11 protein-coding genes are annotated in these 22,280 nt (G+C 72.2%); 2 read left to right on the plus strand and 9 right to left on the minus strand.

Going from position 1 to position 22,280, the window contains the following annotated elements:
- Positions 1 to 52 precede the first annotated feature (52 nt).
- The 4 genes from msuE to ACDF64_RS02075 form a co-directional block, all read right to left on the minus strand.
- Positions 53 to 739, minus strand: coding sequence for an FMN reductase (gene msuE / locus ACDF64_RS02060; protein WP_394553132.1), 687 nt, complete (start codon positions 737 to 739; stop codon positions 53 to 55).
- A 2-nt stretch (positions 740 to 741) separates the two neighbouring features.
- On the minus strand, positions 742 to 1,536 hold the full coding sequence (locus ACDF64_RS02065; protein ID WP_394553133.1) for an alpha/beta hydrolase: 795 nt from the start codon (positions 1,534 to 1,536) through the stop codon (positions 742 to 744).
- 278 nt (positions 1,537 to 1,814) lie between these two features.
- Complete coding sequence (locus tag ACDF64_RS02070) at positions 1,815 to 2,858, minus strand: zinc-dependent alcohol dehydrogenase family protein (RefSeq protein WP_394553134.1); 1,044 nt, start codon at positions 2,856 to 2,858, stop codon at positions 1,815 to 1,817.
- Positions 2,859 to 2,939: 81 nt separating this feature from the next.
- Positions 2,940 to 5,492, minus strand: coding sequence for an HAD-IC family P-type ATPase (locus ACDF64_RS02075; protein ID WP_394553135.1), 2,553 nt, complete (start codon positions 5,490 to 5,492; stop codon positions 2,940 to 2,942).
- 90 nt (positions 5,493 to 5,582) lie between these two features.
- Here ACDF64_RS02075 and ACDF64_RS02080 point away from each other — a divergent pair, with 90 nt between their 5' ends.
- Together ACDF64_RS02080 and ACDF64_RS02085 are read left to right on the plus strand one after the other, a co-directional pair.
- The gene (locus tag ACDF64_RS02080; RefSeq protein WP_394553137.1) at positions 5,583 to 6,677 is read left to right on the plus strand and encodes an EamA family transporter; all 1,095 of its coding nucleotides are present in this window, start codon (positions 5,583 to 5,585) and stop codon (positions 6,675 to 6,677) included.
- The gene (locus tag ACDF64_RS02085; protein WP_394553138.1) at positions 6,620 to 7,327 is read left to right on the plus strand and encodes an alpha/beta fold hydrolase; all 708 of its coding nucleotides are present in this window, start codon (positions 6,620 to 6,622) and stop codon (positions 7,325 to 7,327) included. Before ACDF64_RS02080 ends, ACDF64_RS02085 begins: the two co-directional genes overlap by 58 nt.
- Positions 7,328 to 7,345: 18 nt before the next feature.
- Here ACDF64_RS02085 and ACDF64_RS02090 read toward each other — a convergent pair whose 3' ends face one another.
- From ACDF64_RS02090 to ACDF64_RS02110, 5 genes are all read right to left on the minus strand, one after another.
- Positions 7,346 to 8,134, minus strand: a complete 789-nt coding sequence (locus ACDF64_RS02090) for an alpha/beta hydrolase (protein WP_394553139.1) — start codon at positions 8,132 to 8,134, stop codon at positions 7,346 to 7,348.
- A 58-nt stretch (positions 8,135 to 8,192) separates the two neighbouring features.
- The gene (locus tag ACDF64_RS02095) at positions 8,193 to 9,509 is read right to left on the minus strand and encodes a lipopolysaccharide biosynthesis protein (RefSeq protein ID WP_394553140.1); all 1,317 of its coding nucleotides are present in this window, start codon (positions 9,507 to 9,509) and stop codon (positions 8,193 to 8,195) included.
- Positions 9,510 to 9,516: 7 nt separating this feature from the next.
- Positions 9,517 to 13,458, minus strand: a complete 3,942-nt coding sequence (locus ACDF64_RS02100) for a LamG-like jellyroll fold domain-containing protein (protein WP_394553141.1) — start codon at positions 13,456 to 13,458, stop codon at positions 9,517 to 9,519.
- A gap of 219 nt (positions 13,459 to 13,677) precedes the next feature.
- Complete coding sequence (locus ACDF64_RS02105; protein ID WP_394553142.1) at positions 13,678 to 18,768, minus strand: PKD domain-containing protein; 5,091 nt, start codon at positions 18,766 to 18,768, stop codon at positions 13,678 to 13,680.
- A gap of 250 nt (positions 18,769 to 19,018) precedes the next feature.
- A complete protein-coding gene (locus ACDF64_RS02110) occupies positions 19,019 to 22,273 on the minus strand; it encodes a LamG-like jellyroll fold domain-containing protein (RefSeq protein WP_394553143.1) in 3,255 nt (1,084 codons plus the stop codon).
- Between the last annotated feature and the right edge of the window lie 7 nt (positions 22,274 to 22,280).

Below are 22,280 nucleotides of genomic sequence, written 5' to 3' on the forward strand. Positions count from 1 at the left end.
CCCGCCGGCGAGGGCGACGACGCCCGCGCTGCCGCGAAGGCGGCGGCCCGACCTACGTGTAGAGCCGCACCGGCCGCTCGGCCGCCGCCGGCTGCTCCCCCGCCCCGCCGCGCGAAGACGGCGCCGACGGATGCACCGTCGCCGGCGCATCCTCACCTCCGTCGTCGAGTGTGCGCTCGATGCGCGCACGCTCCGCGACCGACGAGCGGATGAGCGGGAGCCCGCGTCGGATCGCGTTGTCGATGCGCTCGAGCAGCAGCGGCGAGGCGACCCGGTGGTCGACGAAGTCGCTGTCGTGCGCGTAGACCCCGAGCGGCAGCGTGAGCGCCTGGAAGAACCCGAACAACGGGCGCAGCTGGTGCTCGAGGATGAGCGCGTGCCGCTCGCTCCCGCCGGTCGCGGCGAGCAGCACGGGCGTGTCGACGAGGGCGTACTGCTCGACGAAGTCGAACAGGTGCTTGAACAGGCCCGTGAAGGATGCCCGGTACACCGGGGTCGCGACGACGAGCAGGTCGGCGCGTTCGATCGCGCGCAGTTCGAGCTCCGCGTCGGACGGGAGCTCGTCGCGGCGCAGCGCGCCGGCGAGCGCCGGACCGAGCTCATGCAGGCGGATCACGTGCACGTCGATCGGGAGGCTCCGACCGAGGCTCTCGATGATGGCGTCGACCAGGGCGGCCGTCTTGGACGGCGTGTGCAGGCTGCCGACGACGGCGACGACGTCGAGGGGCTTGTCGCTCATGTTCAGGACTCCGTTCCGGTTTCGACGCGGCGCACGATGGCCGCAGCGGTGCCCGAGAGTCGGACCCGCTCGAGGAAGAGCACGACGGTGGCCGCGACCGAACGGTGGCTGACGTCGTTGAGGATGTCGTGGAGGCCGCCCGCGACCTCGTGCGCCTCGGCACGCGGCGCCTGGCGGATCGTCTCGATCGCGGCGGCGACCGGGCTCACGGGGTCGTCCGACCCGTGCACGGCGAGCACCGGGACGGCGACCGCGCTCGCGGTGATCCCGAGCAGCTCGGCGGGCAGCGTGCGGTCGCGGCCGTCGACGGTGGTCTCGCGGGCGAGCACGCCCTGATGGCCCGGGCAGGCGGTGCGCCCCGCGATGTCCTCGGGGGCGGCATCGGACGTCGGGAGGCCGGCGATCACGAGGGCGTCGACCCGTGCCTCGCCCGCGGCGAGCTCGAGCGCGAGCGCGGCGCCGGCGTCCGAGCCGACGAGCACCTTGGGTGCGGGCAGCTCCGGATCGGCGAGGAGCGCGAGGGCGGCGGCCCGGATCGCGTCGGTGTCGACGGCGGCATCGCCGAGCGCGCGCACCCGGTACGCGTCGGCGGCGATGCGGGACCCGAAGCGCGCATAGACGGCCGGGGTCTCCCCGCGTCCGCCGAGCACGACGACCGTGCCGCGGGCGGTGAGGCCGGCGGGCTCGTCCCACGCGGCGACCTCGGGGATTTCGACGACGAGTGCCGCTGCGGGAGTCGCTTCGCCGGATTCCGCCGCTGCGGGACCTTCGTGGGCGGTGAGGGATTCGACGGTCATGCGTTCCCTTTCATTCGGGGGCGACCGGAGGGGCGCCGGGACGGATCCGCGCCGACCGTGCGGTCGGCGCGAGCAGCTGTCCAAGCGATCATGGACCGAGTCGAGTCGCCCGATCCGATGCGCGGTCATGTTTCGACACCCCGCGTCACGCGACGAAAGCGCGGGTCACGCTGCGGGCGTCGGGCACGGCGCGGGCCGGTCCGTCTGACGCCCGATGACGACGCCCCGTCCGCCGCCGGCAGACATCCGCCGCGCGTCCGAACGCGCGCCGTGACCCGTCAGAGCTCGACGACCGTCATCCCCGACCCCGAGCCGCCGGCCGTGCCCATCGCGGCCAGCGCGGTCGGCACGTCGTCGAGGCGGATGGTCCGGCCCACGAGCTCGATCGGCCGGAACGCCTCGCTCGCGACCGCGCCGAGCATGTCGGGGTACTCGTGCGCGGCCATGCCATGGCTGCCGAGCAGCTCGAGCTCGCCCGCGATCACGGCGTCCATCGGCATCGGCGCCGACGCGGCATCCCCCACCATGAGACCGATCTGCACGTGCCGGCCGCGCTTGCGGAGGCTCTGCACGCTCGCGAGCGACGTCTCGGGGCTGCCGAACGCGTCGATCGACAGCTCGACGCCGCCCTCGCTGATCTCGCGCACGCGCTGCGCGGCACCCTCGCCGCCGCGCACCGGGATCGCGCCGAGCCGCTCGACCGCGGCGAGCGCGGCGTCCGAGACATCCACGCCGTAGGTCTCGACGCCGGCGGCGACCGCGATCATGATCGCGGACAGGCCGACGCCGCCGCAGCCGTGGACCGCGATCCGCTCGCCCGGCTGCAGTCGGCCGCGCGTGACGACCGCACGGTACGCGGTCGCGAAGCGGCAGCCGAGCGAGGCCGCCTCGACGAAGCCGAGCTCGTCCGGCAGGCGGATCAGGTTGAGCGCGGCCTCGTGGACGACGACCTCCTCGGCGAACGAGCCCCAGTAGGTGAAGCCGGGCTGCTCCTGCGCGTCGCAGACCTGCTCGTTCCCGCCGAGACACTCGAGGCAGCGACCGCACGCGCAGATGAAGGGCGCGGTCACGCGGTCGCCGACGGCCCATCCGCTGTCGGCCGGGATCTCGGAGCCGAGCTCGACGATCTCGCCCGCGAACTCGTGACCGGGGACGTGCGGGAGGGCGACGGTGTCGTCATGCCCCTGCCAGGCGTGCCAGTCGCTCCGACAGAGCCCGGTGGCGCGGACGCGGACGACCGCGCCGCGCGGCGGGCAGGTGGGACGATCGACCTCGACGACCTCGGGTTCGGCACCGAACTCCGTGTAGCGGACCGCGCGCATGCTCCTCCTCGCTCATCGCCCCAAGCGAGTATGGCGGATCTCCCCGCGACGGCGGAAAACGAAGCGGATGCCCCGGCCGGATCAGCCGGCGCGTCGCCGCCGCTGCCGTTCGGGCTCGACGATCTCCGACGCCGTGCCGAACCGCCGTCGGTGCCAGAAGCCGATGCCCTCGATCGCCGCGCAGGCGACCGGCACCACGATCGCGATGTCGATGATCGTGTCCACCGCCGGCCACTCGAGCTCGAGGAACTGCTGCGCGATCGGGACGACGAGCACGAGCGCGAGGCCCGCGTACATCGCGGCCACGACGCCGGCCTTGATCCAGGTGAACGGCCGGGACAGCACCACGAGGATCCAGAGCCCGATCAGCGCGAGCGTGACCATCGACGCCGTGCGCACCGCGGTCTCCGGCTCGCCGAGGTACCTGGCATGGCCGGAGACGATCGCGATCGAGAGGGCCACCACGAGGCCCGACGGGATCGCGAACGACAGCGAGCGCCGGAGGAACCCGGGGACGTACCGGCGGCTGTTCGGCAGCAGCGCGAGCAGGAAGGCCGGGATGCCGATCGTCAGGCCGTCGGTGACCGAGAGCTGCCGGGGGAGGAACGGGAACGGCCAGAGCAGGATGCCGAACAGGACCGACATCGTGATCGCGTACGACGTCTTGGAGAGGAACAGCATCGAGACGCGCTCGATGTTCGCGATCACGCGGCGCCCCTCGGCGACCACCCCCGGCATGTGCGAGAACTTCGAGTCGAGCAGCACGATGCGCGCGACGGCGCGCGTCGCCGCCGACCCCGACTGCATCGCGATGCCCATGTCGGCGTCCTTGATCGCGAGGGCGTCGTTGACGCCGTCGCCCGTCATCGCGACGGTGTGCCCCTTCGCCTTCAGCGCACGCACCATCTCGCGCTTCTGCGACGGGCTCACGCGACCGAACACGAGCCGCTGCTCGAGCAGGTCGCCGAGCTCGTCGACGTCGGCGGGCAGCGCCCGCGCGTCGAAGCCGTCGCCGGCGTCGAGCCCGACCTCGCGCGCCACGGCCGCGACCGTGAGGGGGTTGTCGCCGGAGATCACGCGGACCCCGATGCCCTCCTTCGCGAAGTACGACATCGTCGCCGCGGCGTCCGACCGGACGACCTCGCGGAACGTCAGCAGCACGACGGGCGCGAGCTGCTCGGGCAGGCGCGCTTCGGCGGCGTCCTCGTCGGCGACGACCGCCGGCGACCAGGCGAGCAGGAGGGTGCGCCGGCCGGATGCGGCGAGGTCGGATGCCAGGGCGAGGGCCCGTGCGCGGAGGGCCGCGGGGCGGGCTCCGGGCCCGGCCGGGGCATCCGGGGTCCCGTTCCCGCCCGCGCTCGCCGCCGCGTCCGCGCCCGCCGCCGCGTCCGCGCTCGCCGCCGTGTCCGCGTCCGCGTCCGCGTCCGCGAGCACGAACTCGGGCGCGCCGAGCACCCAGGTCCCGGCCGCCCGGCCGCGGAAGGCCGCCGCGCTCCACTTGCGCGCCGACGAGAACTCGACGCGCGCGGCGAGGTCGAGGTCGGGGAGCTCGGCGTACTCGGCGGCCATGCACCGCGCGGTCGCGTTCGCGTCGGCCACCCTGGCCATCCACGCGAGCGCCCACCGCCAGCCCTCGGGCAGGTCCTCGCCGACCGGATGCGCCGCATCGAACCGGATCTCGCCGGTCGTGATCGTGCCGGTCTTGTCGAGGCAGATGATGTCGACGCGCGCGAGGCCCTCGACCGCGGGCAGTTCGTTGACGAGCACCTGGTGCGCGCCGAGCTTCACCGCGCCGACCGCGAAGGCGATGCTGGTCATGAGCACGAGTCCGAGCGGGATCATCGCGATCACCGCGGCGATCGACGCGGTCGCCGCCTCTTCCCATGCGCCCGACGCGAACGCCGCCTCCCAGCCGCCCGCGGCCTGCATGTTCGCGTTCACGACGATGAGGGCGATCGGGAAGATGAGCCAGGTGATCCAGCGCAGGATCCGGTCGATCGAGCTGCGGAGCTCCGAGTTGACGAGCGAGAAGCGCTTGGCCTCGGCGGTGAGCTTCGCGGCGAACGCGTCGGCGCCGACGGCGGTGACCCTGGCGAGCCCGTCGCCGCCGACGATGATCGAGCCCGACAGCAGCCGGTCCCCCGTCGCCTTGTCGATCGGCTCCGACTCGCCCGTGAGGAGCGATTCGTCGGCCTCGAGCCGCACGGCGTCGAGGACCTCGGCGTCGGCGGTGACCTGGTCGCCGCTGCGGACGACGAGGAGGTCGTCGACCACGACGTCCTGCATCGCGATCTCCTGCTCGGCGCCGTCGCGGCGTACACGCGCGCGGGGAGCGTGCAGGAGTGCGAGCCGGTCGAGCGAGCGTTTCGCCCGGTACTCCTGGACCACGCCGATGACCGCGTTCGTGATCGCGGCGAAGCCGAAGAGCGCGTCCTGCCAGCGGCCGAGGAGGAAGAGGAAGGTGAAGCCGGTGACGACGATCGCGTTGAAGAGCGTGAAGACGTTCGCGCGGAGGATGCTCCAGATGCTCCGGCTCGAGGCATCCGCCGCGGTGTTCACGCGGCCGTCGGCGACGCGTTCGGCGACGTCGGCGGCCGTGAGTCCGCGTGGGGCATCCGTCGTGATCCCGCTCACCGAGCCCCCGTCCGCGTCCGCCCGTCCCCCGACCTGCGCACAGTGTGGCACAGGCTGCCGATTCCCAAGGATTGTGTAACAATACGGGCCATGCGCTCCGTCCTCGCGGTCCTCCTGGCCGCCGTCTGCTTCGGCACGACGGGCACCGCCCAGGCGCTCGGGCCCGACGCGGACCCGCTCTCGATCGGGGCGGCGCGCCTCGTCGTGGGCGGCGGCGCGCTCGCGCTCATCGCCGGGGCGCAGGCCCTCGCCGCGCGGCGGCGCGCACGGGCGACGGCGCCCGTCGACAGGCCGTGCACCCGCCGCCGGGACGCGGCCGACGCGGCCGGCCGGGCGCTCCCGCGCACCCGCCGCCGGCTCCCGTCCTGGCTGCTGGTCGCCGTCGGCGCGCTCGGCATCCTCGCGTACCAGCCCGCCTTCTTCGCGGGCACCGCCGCGAACGGCGTCGCGATCGGCACGGTCGTCGCGCTCGGCAGCGCACCCGTCCTCACGGGCGCGCTCGACTGGCTCACCCGGCGCAGGTACCCGGGGCACCGCTGGCTGGTCGCGACCGCGATCGCGACCAGCGGGGTCGCGATCCTCGCGTTCGCCGCCGGCGGCGGCACCGGCGACGGTGCGGGCGGCGGCGCGGGCGGCGGCGCGGATGCCTCGACCGGCGCGGACCCCGCGGGGCTCGCCGCATCGGTCGCCGCCGGCCTCTCGTACGCGGTCTACACGCTCGCCGCGAAGGCGCTCATCGACCGCGGGTGGCGCTCGAACACGAGCATGGGCGCCCTGTTCGGGACCTCCGCGATCGTCGCCCTGCCGATCCTGGCCGCGACGGATGCCTCGTGGCTCGCCGAACCCGGCGGCGCCGCGATGGCGCTCTGGCTCGGGCTCGTCACCACGACGCTCGCGTACGTGCTGTTCGGCTTCGGGCTCGTCGGGCTCGCGCCGGCGACCGTCTCCACGCTCACCCTCGCCGAGCCCCTCACGGCGGGCCTGCTGGGCGTGCTGCTGCTCGGCGAGCAGCTCGCGCCGGCCGCCTGGGTCGGGCTCGCGGTGCTCGCCGCGGGCATCGTCGTGCTCGCGACCGGGAGCGGATCGGGACCGCGGCGGATGTCGGGTGCCGGGACTAGCGTCGAGGAATGGACGTCATCCTCATCCCCGGCTTCTGGCTCGACGCCTCCTCGTGGGACGACGTGACCCCGCTGCTCGTCGAAGCGGGCCATCGCGTCCACCCCGTCACGCTCCCCGGCCTCGAGTCACCCGACGCCGACCGTGCCGGCATCACGCTCGCCGACTGGGTCGCGGCCGTCGCCGATCGGGTCGACGCCCTCGACGGGCCCATCGCGCTCGTCGGGCACTCGGGCGGCGGCGCGGTCGCGCACGGCGTCGCGGACGCTCGGCCCGACCGCATCGAGCGGGTCGTCTACGTCGATGCGGGCCCGCAGGCCGACGGGGTCCCGATCAACGACGAGCTTCCGGTCCTCGGCGACGAGGTCCCGCTGCCCGACTGGTCCGTCTTCCTCGACGAGGACCTCGTCGACCTCGACGACGACCTGCGTGCGGCGTTCCGCGCCCGCGCGATCCCGATCCCGAAGGCGGCCGCGACCGAGGGCCTCCGCCTGCACGACGAGCGCCGGTACGGCGTGCCGATCACCGTGATCTGCTGCGAGTTCCCGAGCGCCGTGCTCGTCGAGGCGGTCGGCGCCGGGCTCCCGTGGGTCAGCGAACTCGCGGGCGTCGAGCAGGTCTCCTACATCGACCTGCCGACCGGCCACTGGCCGCAGTTCACCAAGCCCGTGCAGCTCGGGCAGGCGATCGTCTCGGCGCTCGAGCCGCCGATCGCCTGAGTTCGCGGGTGCGCCCGGTCAGTCGGCCAGTGCGTCCGCGACGGCCGTCGCGATCTCGTCGCGCGCGGTGTCGCTGTCGACGGTGGCCGTGCCGTCGCCCGGCTGCGGTCCGTAGTCGCCGAACGACGCGTGGTTGACGCCCTCGAGCAGCACGGTCACCGCGTCGTCCGGCAGGTTGCCGGCGGACGCCTCGATGTCCTCCGGCGTGCTCAGCCCGTCGAACTCGCCGGCCAGCGTGAGCGCCGTCAGCCCGGAATCCGACAGGTCGTTCGCGCAGTAGCTGCCGAAGAGGATGACGCCGACGACGCCCGCCTCCGCGGCACCGTCCGCTCCCGCGAGCTGGCAGGCCCGGACGCCCCCGAGCGAGTGCCCGCCCGCGTACCAGTTCGACACCTCGGGCGCGTACGCGGTGTAGGCCTCGATCGGCCTGGTGTCGAAGAAGGCGAGGTTGAGCGCCAGCTTCGGGACCACGATCGTGAGCCCGGATGCCTCGGCCACGCCGCTCAGCTTCCACAGGTAGGCCGCGGGATCCACGCGAGCGCCCGGCAGGAACACGAGTCCGTCGCCGGACGGTTCGGACGGCGTGATCATGAAGCCGTCGGCGGGACCGGGACCGATCGAGCGGATCTCGACCGCGTCGTCCCGCCAGGCGTCCAGCGCCGCAGGCCGCTCCCCCATGAACAGGGTGTGCGCCCACGCGAGGAACACCACGCCGATGAGCACGACCACCACGAGCAGCCCGGCCAGGGCGCCCCCGACGATCCGCCCGGCGCGGCGGGGCCGGCGGGACTCGCCCGCGGCGCTCACCGCGCGCCGCCGACGATGAGGGCGCGCACCCGCGCCGAGGACGAAGCAGTCGTGGAGATCACGACTCGACGATAGCCGGGATCTGCGACGCCTCCCGGCGGACGAGCGGCACGAGGAGGAAGGTCCGCACCGCGATGCCGCCCAGGATCGGGGCGATGGCGAGGACGGCGGGCACGAACGCCGGGTCGCCGCCGGACACGAGCAGCACGGTTGCCAGGACGACCGCCAGCGCGGTGTCCATCGCACGGATGCCGAACAGCCAGCCCTGCCGCCCCGCGACGGACGCGAGCGACCCGTACGGCGCGACCGCCGCGATCGACGTCGAGAACGCGATCCACCCGATCACGGTCACGACATCGAGCGGTTCGCCGAACAGGAGCGGCCCGAGCCACGGCAGCACGAGCAGCATCGCGGCGCCGCCGACCACGATGAGTCCGACGAGCGCGACGACCGCACGGTCGGCGCTGCGGAGCTTCCCCGCGAGCGACGCCTCGCGGTCGTGCGCGAAGTGCACGAACAGGAACGAGCCCAAGCCGCTGACGATCAGGGTCAACGGCGCGACGAACGTGCGCGCGGCCTCGATCATGCCGACCGCGGCGAGCGACGCGGTGAGCGTGACCACCGCGCGGATCGCGGTCAGCATCGCCGGACGGAGCACCTGCTGCCCGGCCCGCCAGGATCCGTAGCGGAACACCTCGCGGTAGCCGCCGCGGACGAACGGCACGACGCGCCGCTCGCCCTTCGGCAGCAGCACGATCCCCACGATCGCGGCGACGAACTGCCCGGCGGCGACCGCCGCCACGAAGCCGAACAGGCTCGGCTCGCCAATCAGCCAGCTGCCGAGCAGCACGAGGATCGCCACCGCGAACGCGACCGCGTCGACGACCACGACCCGCCAGAACCGCAGCGAGGCCATGAGGAACCGCCGGACGAGCTCCTCGACCGCGAACAGGCTCGTCGCGAGGAAGGCCGCGATCCCGACCGCCGGCTCGACGAGTCCGGACGCAACGAGTGCGACCGCGACCGCGGTCGCGAACAGCACGGGGATCGCGATCGCGAACTGCTCGAGCGCGGACCGGATCGCCCGATCGTGCCGATCGAGGACGGCGTAGGCGTCCCCGACGAAGCCGCCCGCGACGGCCGACACGATCTGCATCGTGCCGTACAGGATCGCGAACGCACCGAGTCCGTCGAAGCCGAGGGTCTGCGCGACGAGCACCTGGATGGTGAAGCTCGCGAGCGCCTGCATCCCCTGGGAGGCCACGGCGCCGACGGCGCCCGCACGCTTGCGTCGCTCGCCCGCCTCAGCCGGGATCGCACGGCTGCGGCCGCGCCCCCCGAAGGAGGTGCGGCCGCGGCCCTGCGAATCGGTCATCGAACCGTCACTGCGATGCTCGGCTGACGAAGTCGTCGTACCGGACCGTGATCGGGATGTTCGTCGCCGACGCCGAGATGTAGCTCTCGAGGCCGATCGACCCAGCCGCCTGCATCGCGGCCGTGGCATCCGTCGTCGTGGACTGCCAGAGCGCGGGCTCCGCGGTGCCGGCCTTCCAGATCTTGCCCGAGATGGTCGTCGGGTTCGTTCCAGTGACGGAGACCTTCAGGAGCAGCGTGTCGCCTGCTGCGAAGGTCAACCCGCCGATCGTCGTGTTCGTCAGGATGGTCGACGAACCCCGGACGAGCTGCAGCGCGACGGACCCGCCGGGCTGGAGGCGGATGCGGCCCTGGTAGAAGTCGGCGCCCACCTGTCGGCCCACGACACCGGCGACGACCTGGCCGACGGCCACGTCCTTGTCGACGGTCACGGCGACCTGGGTCACCGAGTCCGTGACGGCGACACTGCCGAGCAGTGCCCGACGCGTCGACCCGGCCGTGCCGTGGAGGAACACGCCGCGGCCGCTCGACACCGTGTAGCTGGAGTTCGCCGGCGCGTTCCACGCGCCGCCGGTCCCCGCCGAGCCCCATCCGGTGCCCAGGGTCCGCTCGAAGTCGTCGGACGCGATCAGCGCCGGCCCGACGGGCGGGGCGGTGGCGGTCACCGTCGCCGTCTTGCTCGCCGTCGTCCCGTCGTCGTCGGTCACCGCCAGCGTGACCACGTAGTCGCCGCCCGCCGCGTAGGTGTGCGACGCCGTGACTCCGGCACCGGTCTGCCCGTCGCCGAACGACCAGGCGTACGAGACGATCGTGCCGTCGGGATCGACCGAGGTGCTGCCGTCGAACTGGGCGACCAGCTGGGCCACCGAGCTCGTGAAGGCCGCCGTCGGCGCCTGGTTCGGCACGACCACCTTGCCGAGCGCGTAGTGCGACGCGACGGTCTGCGCGTCGAGCGCGATCGGGTAGACCGCGAACTCGTCGATCACGCCGTCGAACCACGGGCTCGAGGAGCCCCAGGTCACGTCGCCGCCGGCCCGCCAGTAGCCGTCGTAGCCCTGCGCCTGGGTCTGCGGGTTGGTGCCCGCGAGCGCGCCGTCGACGTACAGCTTCATGCCGGCGGAGGACTGCGTCGCGACCACGTGGTGCCAGGCGCCGTCGTTGAACGGCTGGTCGGTCGTCACGGTGTTCGTGAACCCGGTCCACGTGCCGAACACGAGTCGGCCGTCGTCCTGCATGTAGACGTGCCGGTCGTAGTTGCTCGACAGCCCGTCATTGCTGTTGCCGAAGCCCGTGATCTTGCCGCCCTGCGTGGTCGTGGTCTTGAACCACGCCTCCGTCGAGTAGGTCGTCGGCCCGGAGACCGCCGCCGAGGTCGTGGCGAATCCGGCGCCGAAGTCGACGGCCGTGTCGGCCACTCCGACGAGCGCACCGCTCGCACCCTGGGCGTAGCTGCCGACGTAGGAGCCGTCGGCTGCCTGCGGACCGGCGTCCTTCGCGGTCGACCCCGCGGCCTCGCCGAGGCGGAGGTAGACGGTCGGGTCGGCCGAGAAGACGGCGGCGCCGTACGCGTCGGCGGGCGCCTTGGGCACGGCCGCCGGCTCGCGCCCGGAGGCGACGTAGTGCTCGACCACCTGGTCGGCCGTCAGCGGTGCCGGGTAGACCGCCACCTCGTCGATGGTGCCGCGGAAGTTGCGGTCGCCGTCCCACGAGTTGTCGCCGCCGATGCGCCAGTAGCCCCAGTAGGCCTGCGCCCACGTCACGTCGGGGTTGGTGCCGACGCGACGCCCGTCGACGAACAGCTGCATGCCGTCCGTGCCGAGGGTGCCGACCACGTGGTGCCACGTTCCGTCGTTGTACGACTTCGCGGTCTGGAGCGTCTTCGACTCGTTGGGGTACACGCCGAACGTCAGCTTGCCCTGCGGGGTCATGAAGATGTGGCGGTCGTAGGACGACGAGTCACCCGACGCGGCCGAGCCGTAGCCGACGATCTTGCCGCCCGAGGTGGACGTGGTCTTGAACCACGCCTCCACGGCGAACGTGTCGTCGCGCCAGACCTGCTCCTGCGAGATCGCGCGGCCCGAGTCGGTGCCGTCGAACGCGGCGGCGGTGTCGGCGTCGCCCGTGATCGCACCCGAGGAGCCGAACGTGATCCCGCTGCCCTTCGACGCGTTCACGCCGCCCACGGTGTTGTCGACGCCCGTCGCGCTCGACGCGTCGCCGAGTCGCCAGTAGTACGTCGGCCGGTCGTCGATGACGGTCCGGGCGTACGTGCTCAGCGAACCGGTGGCCGCCGCCGTGATCGAGAGCGTCGAGCCCCACGCGTTGTTCCCGAGCGGATCGATCGCGCGGAGGCGATACGTGTAGGTCTGCCCCGGGGTGAGGCCCTGGTCGACGAACGTCATCGTCGGCCGGTCGTAGAACCGCGAGGCCTGGTCCGCGACGAACACCGGCGTCGCGGTCTTCCCGTCGCGCACCACCTGGTAGGTGAGCGTCTCGTTGTCGCGGTCGTAGTTGGCCGGCCAGTTGGCGACCACGACGCCGCGAGCGGGCGACGAGAGGTCCGGCACGAAGTTGTCACCGGTCAGGCGCGGGCCGTCGGTGTTCGGCGCGATCGAGCGGACCGCGAAGCGGACCAGTCCCTGGAACGCCTTGTTGTTCACGGTCGTGAACTCGCCGCCGTAGACGGCGTAGCGGCTGTCGGCCGCGACATCCCACGGTCCCTGGTACTGCCCGGTGAACGTGCCCGAGTTGATCGACGGGAACCAGTTCAACAGGCTGGGAGCCGCCGTCCCCGTCCAGCTCGGGTAGCCGTACGGGTCGGGCAGGTTGCGGCCCGTGGCATCCTTCGAGAACGCGATGCCGCGGTAGAAGGTCCACGGGTCGGTCTGCGGGTACCCGCCGAGGTTGCCGCAGTAGTGCGCGTGACCCGCGGTGTAGATCGTCCCGCCCGCTGCGGCGACGGAGTACGTGTCGCCGTGGCAGTCGGCGACCCAGTCGACCTGGCCGGTCGCCCAGTTCGCGCGGAAGGTTCCCTCGAGGTTGCCGCCCTCGCCGAACACGTAGCCCGATCCGTAGACGCTGTCGCCGTCCGACTCGAGGCTGAAGATCGCGGCGTCGACGCCGGCGTTGCGCACGAGCCCGTTCGCGGTCCAGCCGGTCTGGGTCGCGCCGACCGTCGCGTCCACGGCGACGAGGCCGTAGCCCGGGTTGCCCGAGCCGTTCGCCGTCGTGAAGTCGCCGCCGATCACGACCTTGGTCTCATCCGGCGACACCTCGAGGGCGTAGGCGCGACCACCCGCGAGCGCGGGCGCCCAGGGGCGGATCGCGCCGTTGGATGCCGCGACCGCGGCCGCGAAGCCCGGCCGGGAGTTGCTGTTCACCGACGTGAAGTGCCCGCTGAGGTACACGGTCGTGTTCGTCGCGTCGATCGCGTAGACCCGGTTGTTCGCGTTGACGGCGAAGGCCGTCGCGACGTTCCCTGTCGCGATGTCGAACGCGACGATGCGGTTCCTGGTCGCGTTGTTCACGGTCGTGAAGTCGCCGCCGGCGTAGAGGCGCGTCTTGTCGGGGGAGACCGACAGCACCCGGACCTGCGCGTTGACGGTCGGCGCCCACGGCAGCAGTGCCCCGGTCGTGATGTCGAACGCGAGCAGGTGCGTGCGGTTCACCTCGTTCACGCCCGCAGCCGATCCCGCGGGACGCGCCTTCGTGAAGTTGCCCGCCACGTAGACCGTGTTGCCGACGATCTCCTGGTCCCAGACCACGCCGTTGATCTGCGGCGCGGGCAGCGGGTCGGAGGAGACCGTGCCGGGCGAAGCCGCCGGCGGGGACGTGTCCGCCGCAGCAGGTGCGGCGAATGCCAGGACCGAGAGTCCGGACGCGATTAGAGCTGAGATCGCGAACTGCGCGACGAGACGACGTCGCGACGACGCGGTGTCGGGTGCACCCATCGAAGTCCTCTTCCGTGAGGCGGCTGGGAATGCCGCTGCCGGCGTCCATCTTGACGCTTGGTCGTGTTTCGCAACGACCCCAGAGCGGGGGTCACGGCGGTCCTGCGTGCAGTGCTCCCGGCGCCGGGGACCCGGGGTGCGTGTCGCACGCACCCCGGGCATGGGGCCGGTCTCGAGAGCGGCCGCTCCCGGCTCACTCCGATGGCGCTCCGGCGGTCATCACTGCGCCGCCCGCGTGATGAAGTCGTCGAACCGGACGGTGATCGGGATGTTCGTCGCCGAGGCCGAGATGTAGCTCTCGAGCCCGACGCTGCCGGCGGCCTGCATGGCGGCCGTGGCATCCGTGATCGTCGACTGCCAGGCGAGCGGCTCGGCGGTGCCCGCCTTCCAGATCTTCCCGGAGATCGTCGTCGGGTTCGTCCCGGTGACGCTCACCTTGAGCAGGAGGGTGTCCCCTGCGGCGAACGTCAGGCCGCTGATCGTGACGTTGGTCAGGATCGTGGAGGACCCGCGCATGAGCTGGAGGCCCACGGACCCGCCCGGCTGGAGGCGGATGCGACCCTGGTAGAAGTCGGCCCCGACCTGTCGTCCGACGACGCCGGCGACGGTCTGGCCGACCGCGACGTCCTTGTCGATCGTCACCGCGACCTGGGTCACGGTGCCGGTCGAGCTGACGCTCGGCAGCAGGGCCCGACGCGTGGTGCCGGCCGTGCTGTGGAGGAACACGCCTCGCCCGGAGGCGACGTTGTAGCTCGTGTTCACCGTGGACTGCCACGCACCGCCGACGACCGCGGAACCCCAGCCGGTCGCGACGACCCGCTCGAAGTCGTCCGAGGCGAGGACTGCGGGCTCCGGGGCGCTCGTCGTGATCGTCGCCGACTTGGTCGCGGTGGCGCCGTCGTCGTCGGTCACCGTGAGCGTCACGACGTAGTCGCCGGGCGCGGCGTACGTGTGCGACGCCGTGACCCCCGTGCCGGTCTGCCCGTCCCCGAACGCCCACGAGTAGGCGTTGACCGTGCCGTCCGAGTCGGAGGAACCCGACCCGTTGAACGATGCGGCGAGGTGGTCGACCGTGCTCGTGAACTGCGCCGTCGGCGCGACGTTCGGCACCGGGACGTTGCCGTCGCCGGTCGCGACCCGGTAGTGGTCGAGCGAGAGGTTGAGCGGGACGCTCGTCACGGCGGACGAGACGTACCCGACGATTCCGACCTTGCCCGCGGCCTGGAGCCCGGCCGCGCTCGAGGTCGCCGTGAGGGACCACGCGGACGGCTCGGCGGTGCCCGCGGTCCAGACCTTGGCCTGCATCGTGGTCGGCGACGTGCCGCTGATGCGGACCTTGAGGCTCACGGCCTGTCCCGGCGTGTAGGTCAGCGGGAGGTTCGCGTTCGAGATGAGCGTCGAGTCCCCCTGCATGAACTGCACGGCGAGGACGCCGCCGGCCTGGAACCGCAGTCGCGCCTGGTAGTAGTCGGTGCCGACCTGGCGGACGTTGAGCCCCGCGTAGGCGCTGCCGCCGACGACGGCCTTGTCGACCGCGAAGTCGCCGGTGACCGTCAGGTCGTTGGCGTTGATCGCGTCGAGCGTGGCCTTCCGCGTCGCGTTCGCAGCGTGCACGAGGATTCCGGTGCCGTTCGCGACGTTGGCGTTCGCGGCGCTCGAGAGCGTCCAGGGGCCGCCGACGTCGGCCGCGCCCCAGCCGCCCGTGACGGACCGACCGAACTCGTCGCGTGCGAGCTCGATCGAGACCGGCGACGCCGTCGTGGTCACCTGCGTGGTCTTCGTCGCGACGCCGCCGCGGTTGTCCGTGAGCGTCAGCGTGACGGCGTAGGTGCCGGCCGCGCCGTACAGGTGCGACGCGGTGGCGCCGTTCGCGGACTTGCCGTCGCCGAAGTTCCACGCGTAGTCCACGATCGCCCCGTCCGGGTCGACCGACGACGAGGCGTCGAAGGAGACGGTCTGGCTGCTCACGTTCGCCGTGAACGCCGCCGTGGGCAGCACGTTCGGGGTCACCGTGACGACCGAACGCGTGGCCGTCGCGGTGGCCGCGTCGTCGTCCTTCACCGTGAGGGTGACGACGAACGTGCCCGCCGTGGCGTAGGCATGCGTCGCGGTGACGCCGGTGCCCGACGTGCCGTCGCCGAAGTCCCACGTGTAGGCGGTGATCGTGCCGTCGGTGTCCGTCGAGGCGCTCGCGTCGAACGTCGACGTGAGGTCGACCGTGTTCGCCGTGAAGGACGCCGTCGGGAGGACGTTCGGCACGATGTCGCGACCGACCTGGTAGTGCGACAGGACCGCGGCCGCGCTCAGCGCCTGCGGGTACACCGCGAACTCGTCGATCACGCCGTTCAGGTAGTTGCTCGTCGACCCGCCGTTCGTGCGGTCGCCGCCGACTCGCCAGTAGCCGTTGTACGACGTCGCCGAGGCCTGCGCATTCGAGCCCACGAGCGCGCCGTCGACGTAGAACCGCATCCCGGCCGACGACTGCGCGGCGACCACGTGGTGCCAGCCGTTGTCGTTGTAGGCCTGCGCCGAGGTGAGGTTCGTGAACGTCGAGCCGTTCTTCACGCCGAACACGAGCTTGCCGTCGTTCTGCATGTAGACGTGCCGGTCGTACGTCGTCGACAGGCCGGTGCGGCTGTCGCCGAAGCCCGTGATCTTGCCGCCGCTCGTCGAGCTCGTCTTGAACCACGCCTCGGTCGAGTAGGTGGTCGTGCTCGCGGTCTGGGTGGCCGCGGCGGCGAAGCCCTGGGTGAACTGCGTCGCGGTGTTCGAGACGCCCACGAGCGCACCGGCCGAGCCGCGCGTGTAGGTCCCGACGAACGCACCCGCCATGCCCTGCGTGCCCGAGTCGCCCGCGGTCGCGCCGCTTGCCTCGCCCAGTCGCCAGAAGATCAGCGGGTTGGCGCCGTAGACCGCTGCGCCGTAGGCGTCCGCGGGTGCCGCGGGCACCGAGGCGGGAGTGCGACCCGCGTCGGCGTAGTGCTTCGCGACCTGCGCGGCCGTCAGCGGCTGCGGGTAGACCGCGACCTCGTCGATCGTGCCGGTGAAGTTCTTCCCGCCGGACCACGTGTTGTCACCGCCCACGCGCCAGTAGCCCCAGTAGGCGCCGCCCCTGGTCACGTCCGGGTTCTGGCTGACCAGGCGTCCGTCGACGAACAGCTGCAGGCCGCCGGCGCCGAGGGTGCCGACCACGTGGTGCCACTGGTTGTCGTTGTAGGCCTTGGTCGACTGCAGCGTCTGCTGCGAGCCGGGGTTCACGCCGAACAGGATGCGCCCGGACGTGTTCATGTAGATGTGGCGGTCGTACGACGAGGAGTCGCCGGTCGCGGAGGAGCCGAAGCCGACGATCTTGCCGCCCGCGGTCGAGTTCGTCTTGAACCAGGCCTCGACGGCGAACGACTCGTCGCGCCAGACCTTCTCGGCCGAGACCGAGCGCCCGGTGCTGGTGCCGGAGAAGCGCGCCGCGGTGTCGGCGTCGCCCGTGAGCGCGCCGGCCTGGGCGAGCGTCACGCCCGCGCCCTTGCTCGCGTTCGCGCGCCCGGCCGAGTCCGCGATGGTCGTCGCGGAGGTCGCGTCGCCGAACCGCCAGAAGTAGGTCGGCTGGTCGCGCAGGACCGTCGTCGCGTAGGTGCTCGGCGCGGCCGTCCCGGACGCCGTGATCGACAGCGTCGAGCCCCACCCGCTGTTGCCCAGCGGATCGATGGCGCGGAGCCGGTACGTGTACGTCTGGCCGGGCGTGAGCCCGGTGTCCACGAACGACATCGTCGGACGGTCGTAGTACCGCGACTTCTGCTGCGTCACGTAGACCGGCGAACCCGTCGCGCCGTCGCGGATCACCTGGTAGGTGAGCGACTCGTTGTCGCGGTCCCAGTTCGCGAGCCAGCTGGCCGTCACGACACCCGAGGCGGGCGACGTCAGCTTCGGGGCGAAGTTGTCGCCCGTGAGGCGCGGCCCGTCGGCGTTCGGCGCGATCGCACGGGTCGCGAAGCGCGCGAGCCCCTGGAAGTCCTTGTTGTTGACGTGCTGGAACTCGCCGCCGTAGACCACGTAGCGCGAGTCGGACTCGACGCTCCACGGCCCCTGGCCCTGGCCGGTGAAGGTGCCCGTGTCGATGGACGGGAACCAGTTGAGCAGCTCCGGCGCCGGCGTGCCGGTCCAGCTGGGGTAGCCGTAGATGTCCGGCGTGTTGACCCCGGCGATCGACTTGGAGAACGCCATACCGCGCTGGAAGTCCCACGGATCGGTCTGCGGGAACCCGCCCATGTTGCCGCAGTAGTGCGCGTGGCCGGCGATGTAGATCACGTCGCCGGTGGCGGCGATCGAGTAGGTGTCGCCGTGGCAGTCGGCGACCCAGGTCAGCGTGCCCGTCGCCCAGTCCGCCCGGAACGTGTTCTCGAGGTTGCCGCCGTCGCCGAAGACGTAGCCGCTGCCGTAGAAGCTCTCGCCATCGGACTCGAGGCTGTAGATGGCGGCCTCGATGCCGCCGTTGCGCACCGAGTCGTTCACCGCGAACGGCACGATGCTGGCGCCGGACGCGGTGTCGACGGCGCCGAGCCCGTAGCCCGGTCGGTCGGATCCGTTCAGGGTCGTGAAGTCGCCCGCGATGACGACCTTCGACTCGTCGGGCGAGATGAGGATCGAGTAGGCGCGGCCGTTGGCCAGCACCGGCGCCCACGGCAGGACCGCACCGTTCGCGGCGCTCGCCGCCGCGGCGAAGCCGGGGCGCGCGTTGCTGCTGACGGACGTGAAGTGCCCGCTGAAGTACACGGTCGTGTTCGTGGCATCCAGCGCGTAGACGCGGTTGTTCGCACCGACCGCGAACGCGGTCGCGACCGAGCCGGTCGCGGCGTCGAAGGCGACGATACGGTTGCGGGTCTCGCCGTTCACCAGCGTGAAGTCGCCGCCGGCGTAGAGGCGCGTGCCGTCCGGCGAGGCCGCGAGGACCCGGACCTGCGCGTTGACCACGGGCGCCCACGGGAGGAGCGCGCCGGTGGTGATGTCGTAGGCGAGCAGGTAGGTGCGGTCGACCTCGTCGACGCCTGCTGCGGCGCCCGACGGGCGCGCCTTGGTGAAGTCGCCGGCCACGTAGACCGTGTTGCCGATGATCTCCTGGTCCCAGACGACGCCGTTGATCTGCGGTGCAGGCAGCGGGTCGGTGGAGACGGTCGTCGGCACCGAGGCGTCGACCGGGAGTGTGTCCGCGGCCGCGGGTGCGGCGACCGCACCCAGGAGGCCTGAGACGAAGATCGCGACGACCGCGATGCTGGAAACCAGCCGCAGACGCGACGGCTCGGGTTCGGATGTACCCATCGTGTCCTCAATCGCTCACAGGGCGGCGCTGGGCACGCACCCCCCTTGACTTGCGTCAATATACGACCGCTCGGGTGTTCGCGTATCGCCCCCTTCAGGGGGTCAGGGCAATGCCGCGCGTGTCGCCCGGCCTCCCCGCCGTGCCGTCCGGGGCGCCGTCCGGCCGTCCGGGCCGCCGTCCGGCGCACCCCCGGACGGACCGGGGCCCCGTCCGATCTCGAACGGGGCCCCGGGACGGTAAGGGCGAGGATCAGGGCACGACGGATGCGGTGAAGTCGTCGTACCGGATCGAGTTCGGCGCGTTCGTCGCCGCCCCGGAGAGGTAGCCCTCGATGCCGACCGTGCCGGCGGCCTGGAGCGCACCGGTCGTTCCGGACGCCGTCAGCTGCCATCCGGCGGGCTCCGCGGATCCGACCTGCCACACCTTCGCCCGGAGGGTCGTCGGCGACGTCCCCGTCGCCTGCACCCGGATCTGGAGCTGCTGGCCGCCCGCGCACGAGACGCCGGGCACGGGATCGAGGTTGCCGAGCACGATCGTCGAGCCCTCGGTGATCTGCAGCGTGCAGGCCCCGTTCGTCAGGAACCGGATCCGGCCCTGGTAGAACGCGGAACCGACCTGTCGGACGACCGCACCGGCGGTCATCGCGCCGCCGGCCGCGGTCTTCTCGATCGAGAACCTCACCGTGACGTCCGTCGAGGCCGACGGCGTGATCGGGAGCGTGGCACGGCGGGTCGCCCCGGCGTTGTGCGAGGTGGTCCCGACGCCGTTGCCGACCGAGAACCCGGACGCGTCGTTCGCCGACCACACGCCGCCGGTCGTCGCCTGACCCCAGCCGCCCGACACGGTCCGGGCGAAGTCGTCCTGCGCCACGACGCCCGCGGGCGGCGGGTCCGGCGGCGGGTTGCTGCTCACCGTGACCTGACGCGTCGCGACCGCCGTCGCGTCGTCGTCGTCGGTCACCGTGAGCGTGATCGTGTAGTTGCCGGCCGCGGCGTACGTGCGGGACGCGGTGACGCCCGACGCGGTCGTGCCGTCGCCGAAGTTCCACGCGTACGACTGGATCGTGCCGTCCGTGTCCCCCGACCCTCCGGCGTTCACGCCCACCGTCAGCTCGGACTGCGTCGTCGTGAACGTCGCGGTCGGCGGCTCGTTGACGGGCCCGCCGCCGCCGGCTCCACCGCCGGCCTGGTAGTGCTGGAGGACCCGGGACGCCGGGAGCACCGTCTTGTAGATCGCCACCTCGTCGAGGTCGCCGGAGAAGTTCTGGTTGCCGCCCGGCGTGGCGTCGCCGCCGATCTTCCAGTAGCCGCCGAAGTTGCGTCCGTAGTTCGCCTGCGCGGATGCCCCGACCTGCTGGCCGTCGACGTAGAGCCGCATGCCCTCCGGTCCGAGCGTGGCGACCGCGTGGTGCCAGGCGCCGTTGTTGTACCCGGTGCCGCTCTGCAGGGTCCGGTTCTGGGTATCGAACACGGTCCACATCACGCGGCCGCCGTTGAGGTACAGCGAGCGGTTGTACGAGGACGACGTCCCGGTGGCCGAGCCGCTGCTGCCGAACCCGAGGATCTTCCCGCTGCTCGAGGTCGTGCGGAACCACGCCTCGACGCTCATCGAGTCGTCGGGCCAGACCTGGGTGGTCGTGCCCGCGCGACCGTTGCCGGTCCCGTCGAACCTGGCCGCGGTGTTCGAGTCGCCCGTGATGGCGCCCGTCACGCCCTCCGTGACGCCCGAGCCGCTGCTCGCGTCGAGCTGGGCCATCGTCATGTACGACGACGTGGCGTTCGCGTTCGGCCCGGAGGCGTTGACGAGCGTCGAGCCGGTCGGATCGCCCATCCGGAAGTACCAGGTCGGGCTATCGGCGAAGACGGTCCGCGCGTAGGCGCTCACCGTCCCGCTCGCCCCGGCCGTGGTGTTCACGGTCTGCGACCAGGCGACGTTGCCGAACGGGTCGGTCGCGCTGACGCGGTACGAGACGCCCGAACCCGGAGCGAGGCCAGTGTCGACGTAGGTGAGGGTCGGGCGGTCCCAGAACCTCGACTGGCCCGTGATCGTCGCGATCGGAGAGCCGGTGTTGCCGTTGCGGACGACCTGGTAGACCAGGCGTTCGTTGTCCCGGTCGTGGTTGGAGGGCCAGCTGATCCGCACCGCACCGGCACCCATCGGCACCGCGCTCACGGGCCAGGCGCCGCTCTCGCGGGGCCCGTCGGCGTCGGGCGCGATCGAGCTGACCGCGAACCGGGCCAGGCCCTGCTGGCCGACGCCGTTGACCTGCGTGAACTCGCCGGCGTACAGGACGTACTGGTCGTTCGCCTGCACCGTCCACGGCCCCTGGTACTGGCCGGTGAAGTTGCCGAGGTTGATGTCCGGGAAGAACGCGAGCGGCCGTGTGGCCGGCTTGCCGTAGTTGATGTTCTCGCGGACGACGCTGTAAGGCTCCTTCGTGAACGCGAGCGCGCGCTGGAAGGTCCGCGGGTCGCGCTCGGGGAAGGACCCGAGCCACTCGCACTGGTGCGGGTGCCCGGCGACGTACACGACGCCGCCCTGCGCGGCGGAGCCGTACTCGTCACCGCGGCAGTCGGCCATCCAGATGAGGTTGAGCGTCGCCCAGTCCATCCGGAAGGTGCCTTCGGTGTTGCCCGTGCCGCTCGAGGACAGCAGCACGTACCCGGAGCCGTAGACGCTGTCCGCGTCCGAGCTCATGCCGTAGATCGCGGCGGAGTTGCCGGCGTTGCGGATGATGCTGTTCGCGGGCGTCGGGATCGTCGACCCGTTGCTCGAGTTGACGCCGACCAGGCCGAAGCCGGGATTGTCGCTGCCGTTCGCGCTGAGGAAGTTCCCGCCGATCACGACCTTGGATCCGTCGGGCGACACCTCCATCGACCACGCCCGGCCACCGCTCAGCACGGGCGCCCACGCCGTGGTCGCGCCGTTCGAGATCGAGGCGGCGGCGGCGCCGCCGGGCCTGGAGACCCCGCCCGCCGAGGACATGCTGCCCGCGAAGAACACGGTCGAGGCCGAGGCCGTCACCGCGAACAGCTCGCCGTTCGCGGACGCGTTGAACGCCGTGTCGACCGCGCCCGACCCGGTGTCGAATGCGACGATCCGGCTCCGGGCGGCGCCGTTCACTGTCGTGAACGCGCCCACGACGTAGAGCTTCGTACCGTCGGGCGAGGCATCCATCGCGCGGACCTGGCCGTTGAGGTTCGGCGCCCAGCCGGTGAGCTGCCCGGTGCTCAGCTGGTAGGAGAGCAGGTGCGTCCTCGCCACCTGGTTCGCGCCCGCGGCCGACCCGGCCGGTCGGGCCGCCGTGAAGTTGCCGCCGACGAAGACGGTGTTCCCCACGATGACCTGGTCCCAGACGACGCCGTTGATCTGCGCCGTCGGAAGCGAATCCGTCGACACGGTCGTCGGGATTCCCGGGTCGGGTGCGGTGTCGGCCTCCGCCGACGTGGCGACCACGAAGGTCGAGAGCGTCACTGCCGCCGTGATGGCGGCAGCCGAAACCATAGCCGCG

It is taken from the genome of Agromyces sp. MMS24-JH15 (genome assembly GCF_043518605.1).
Taxonomy (GTDB): domain Bacteria; phylum Actinomycetota; class Actinomycetes; order Actinomycetales; family Microbacteriaceae; genus Agromyces.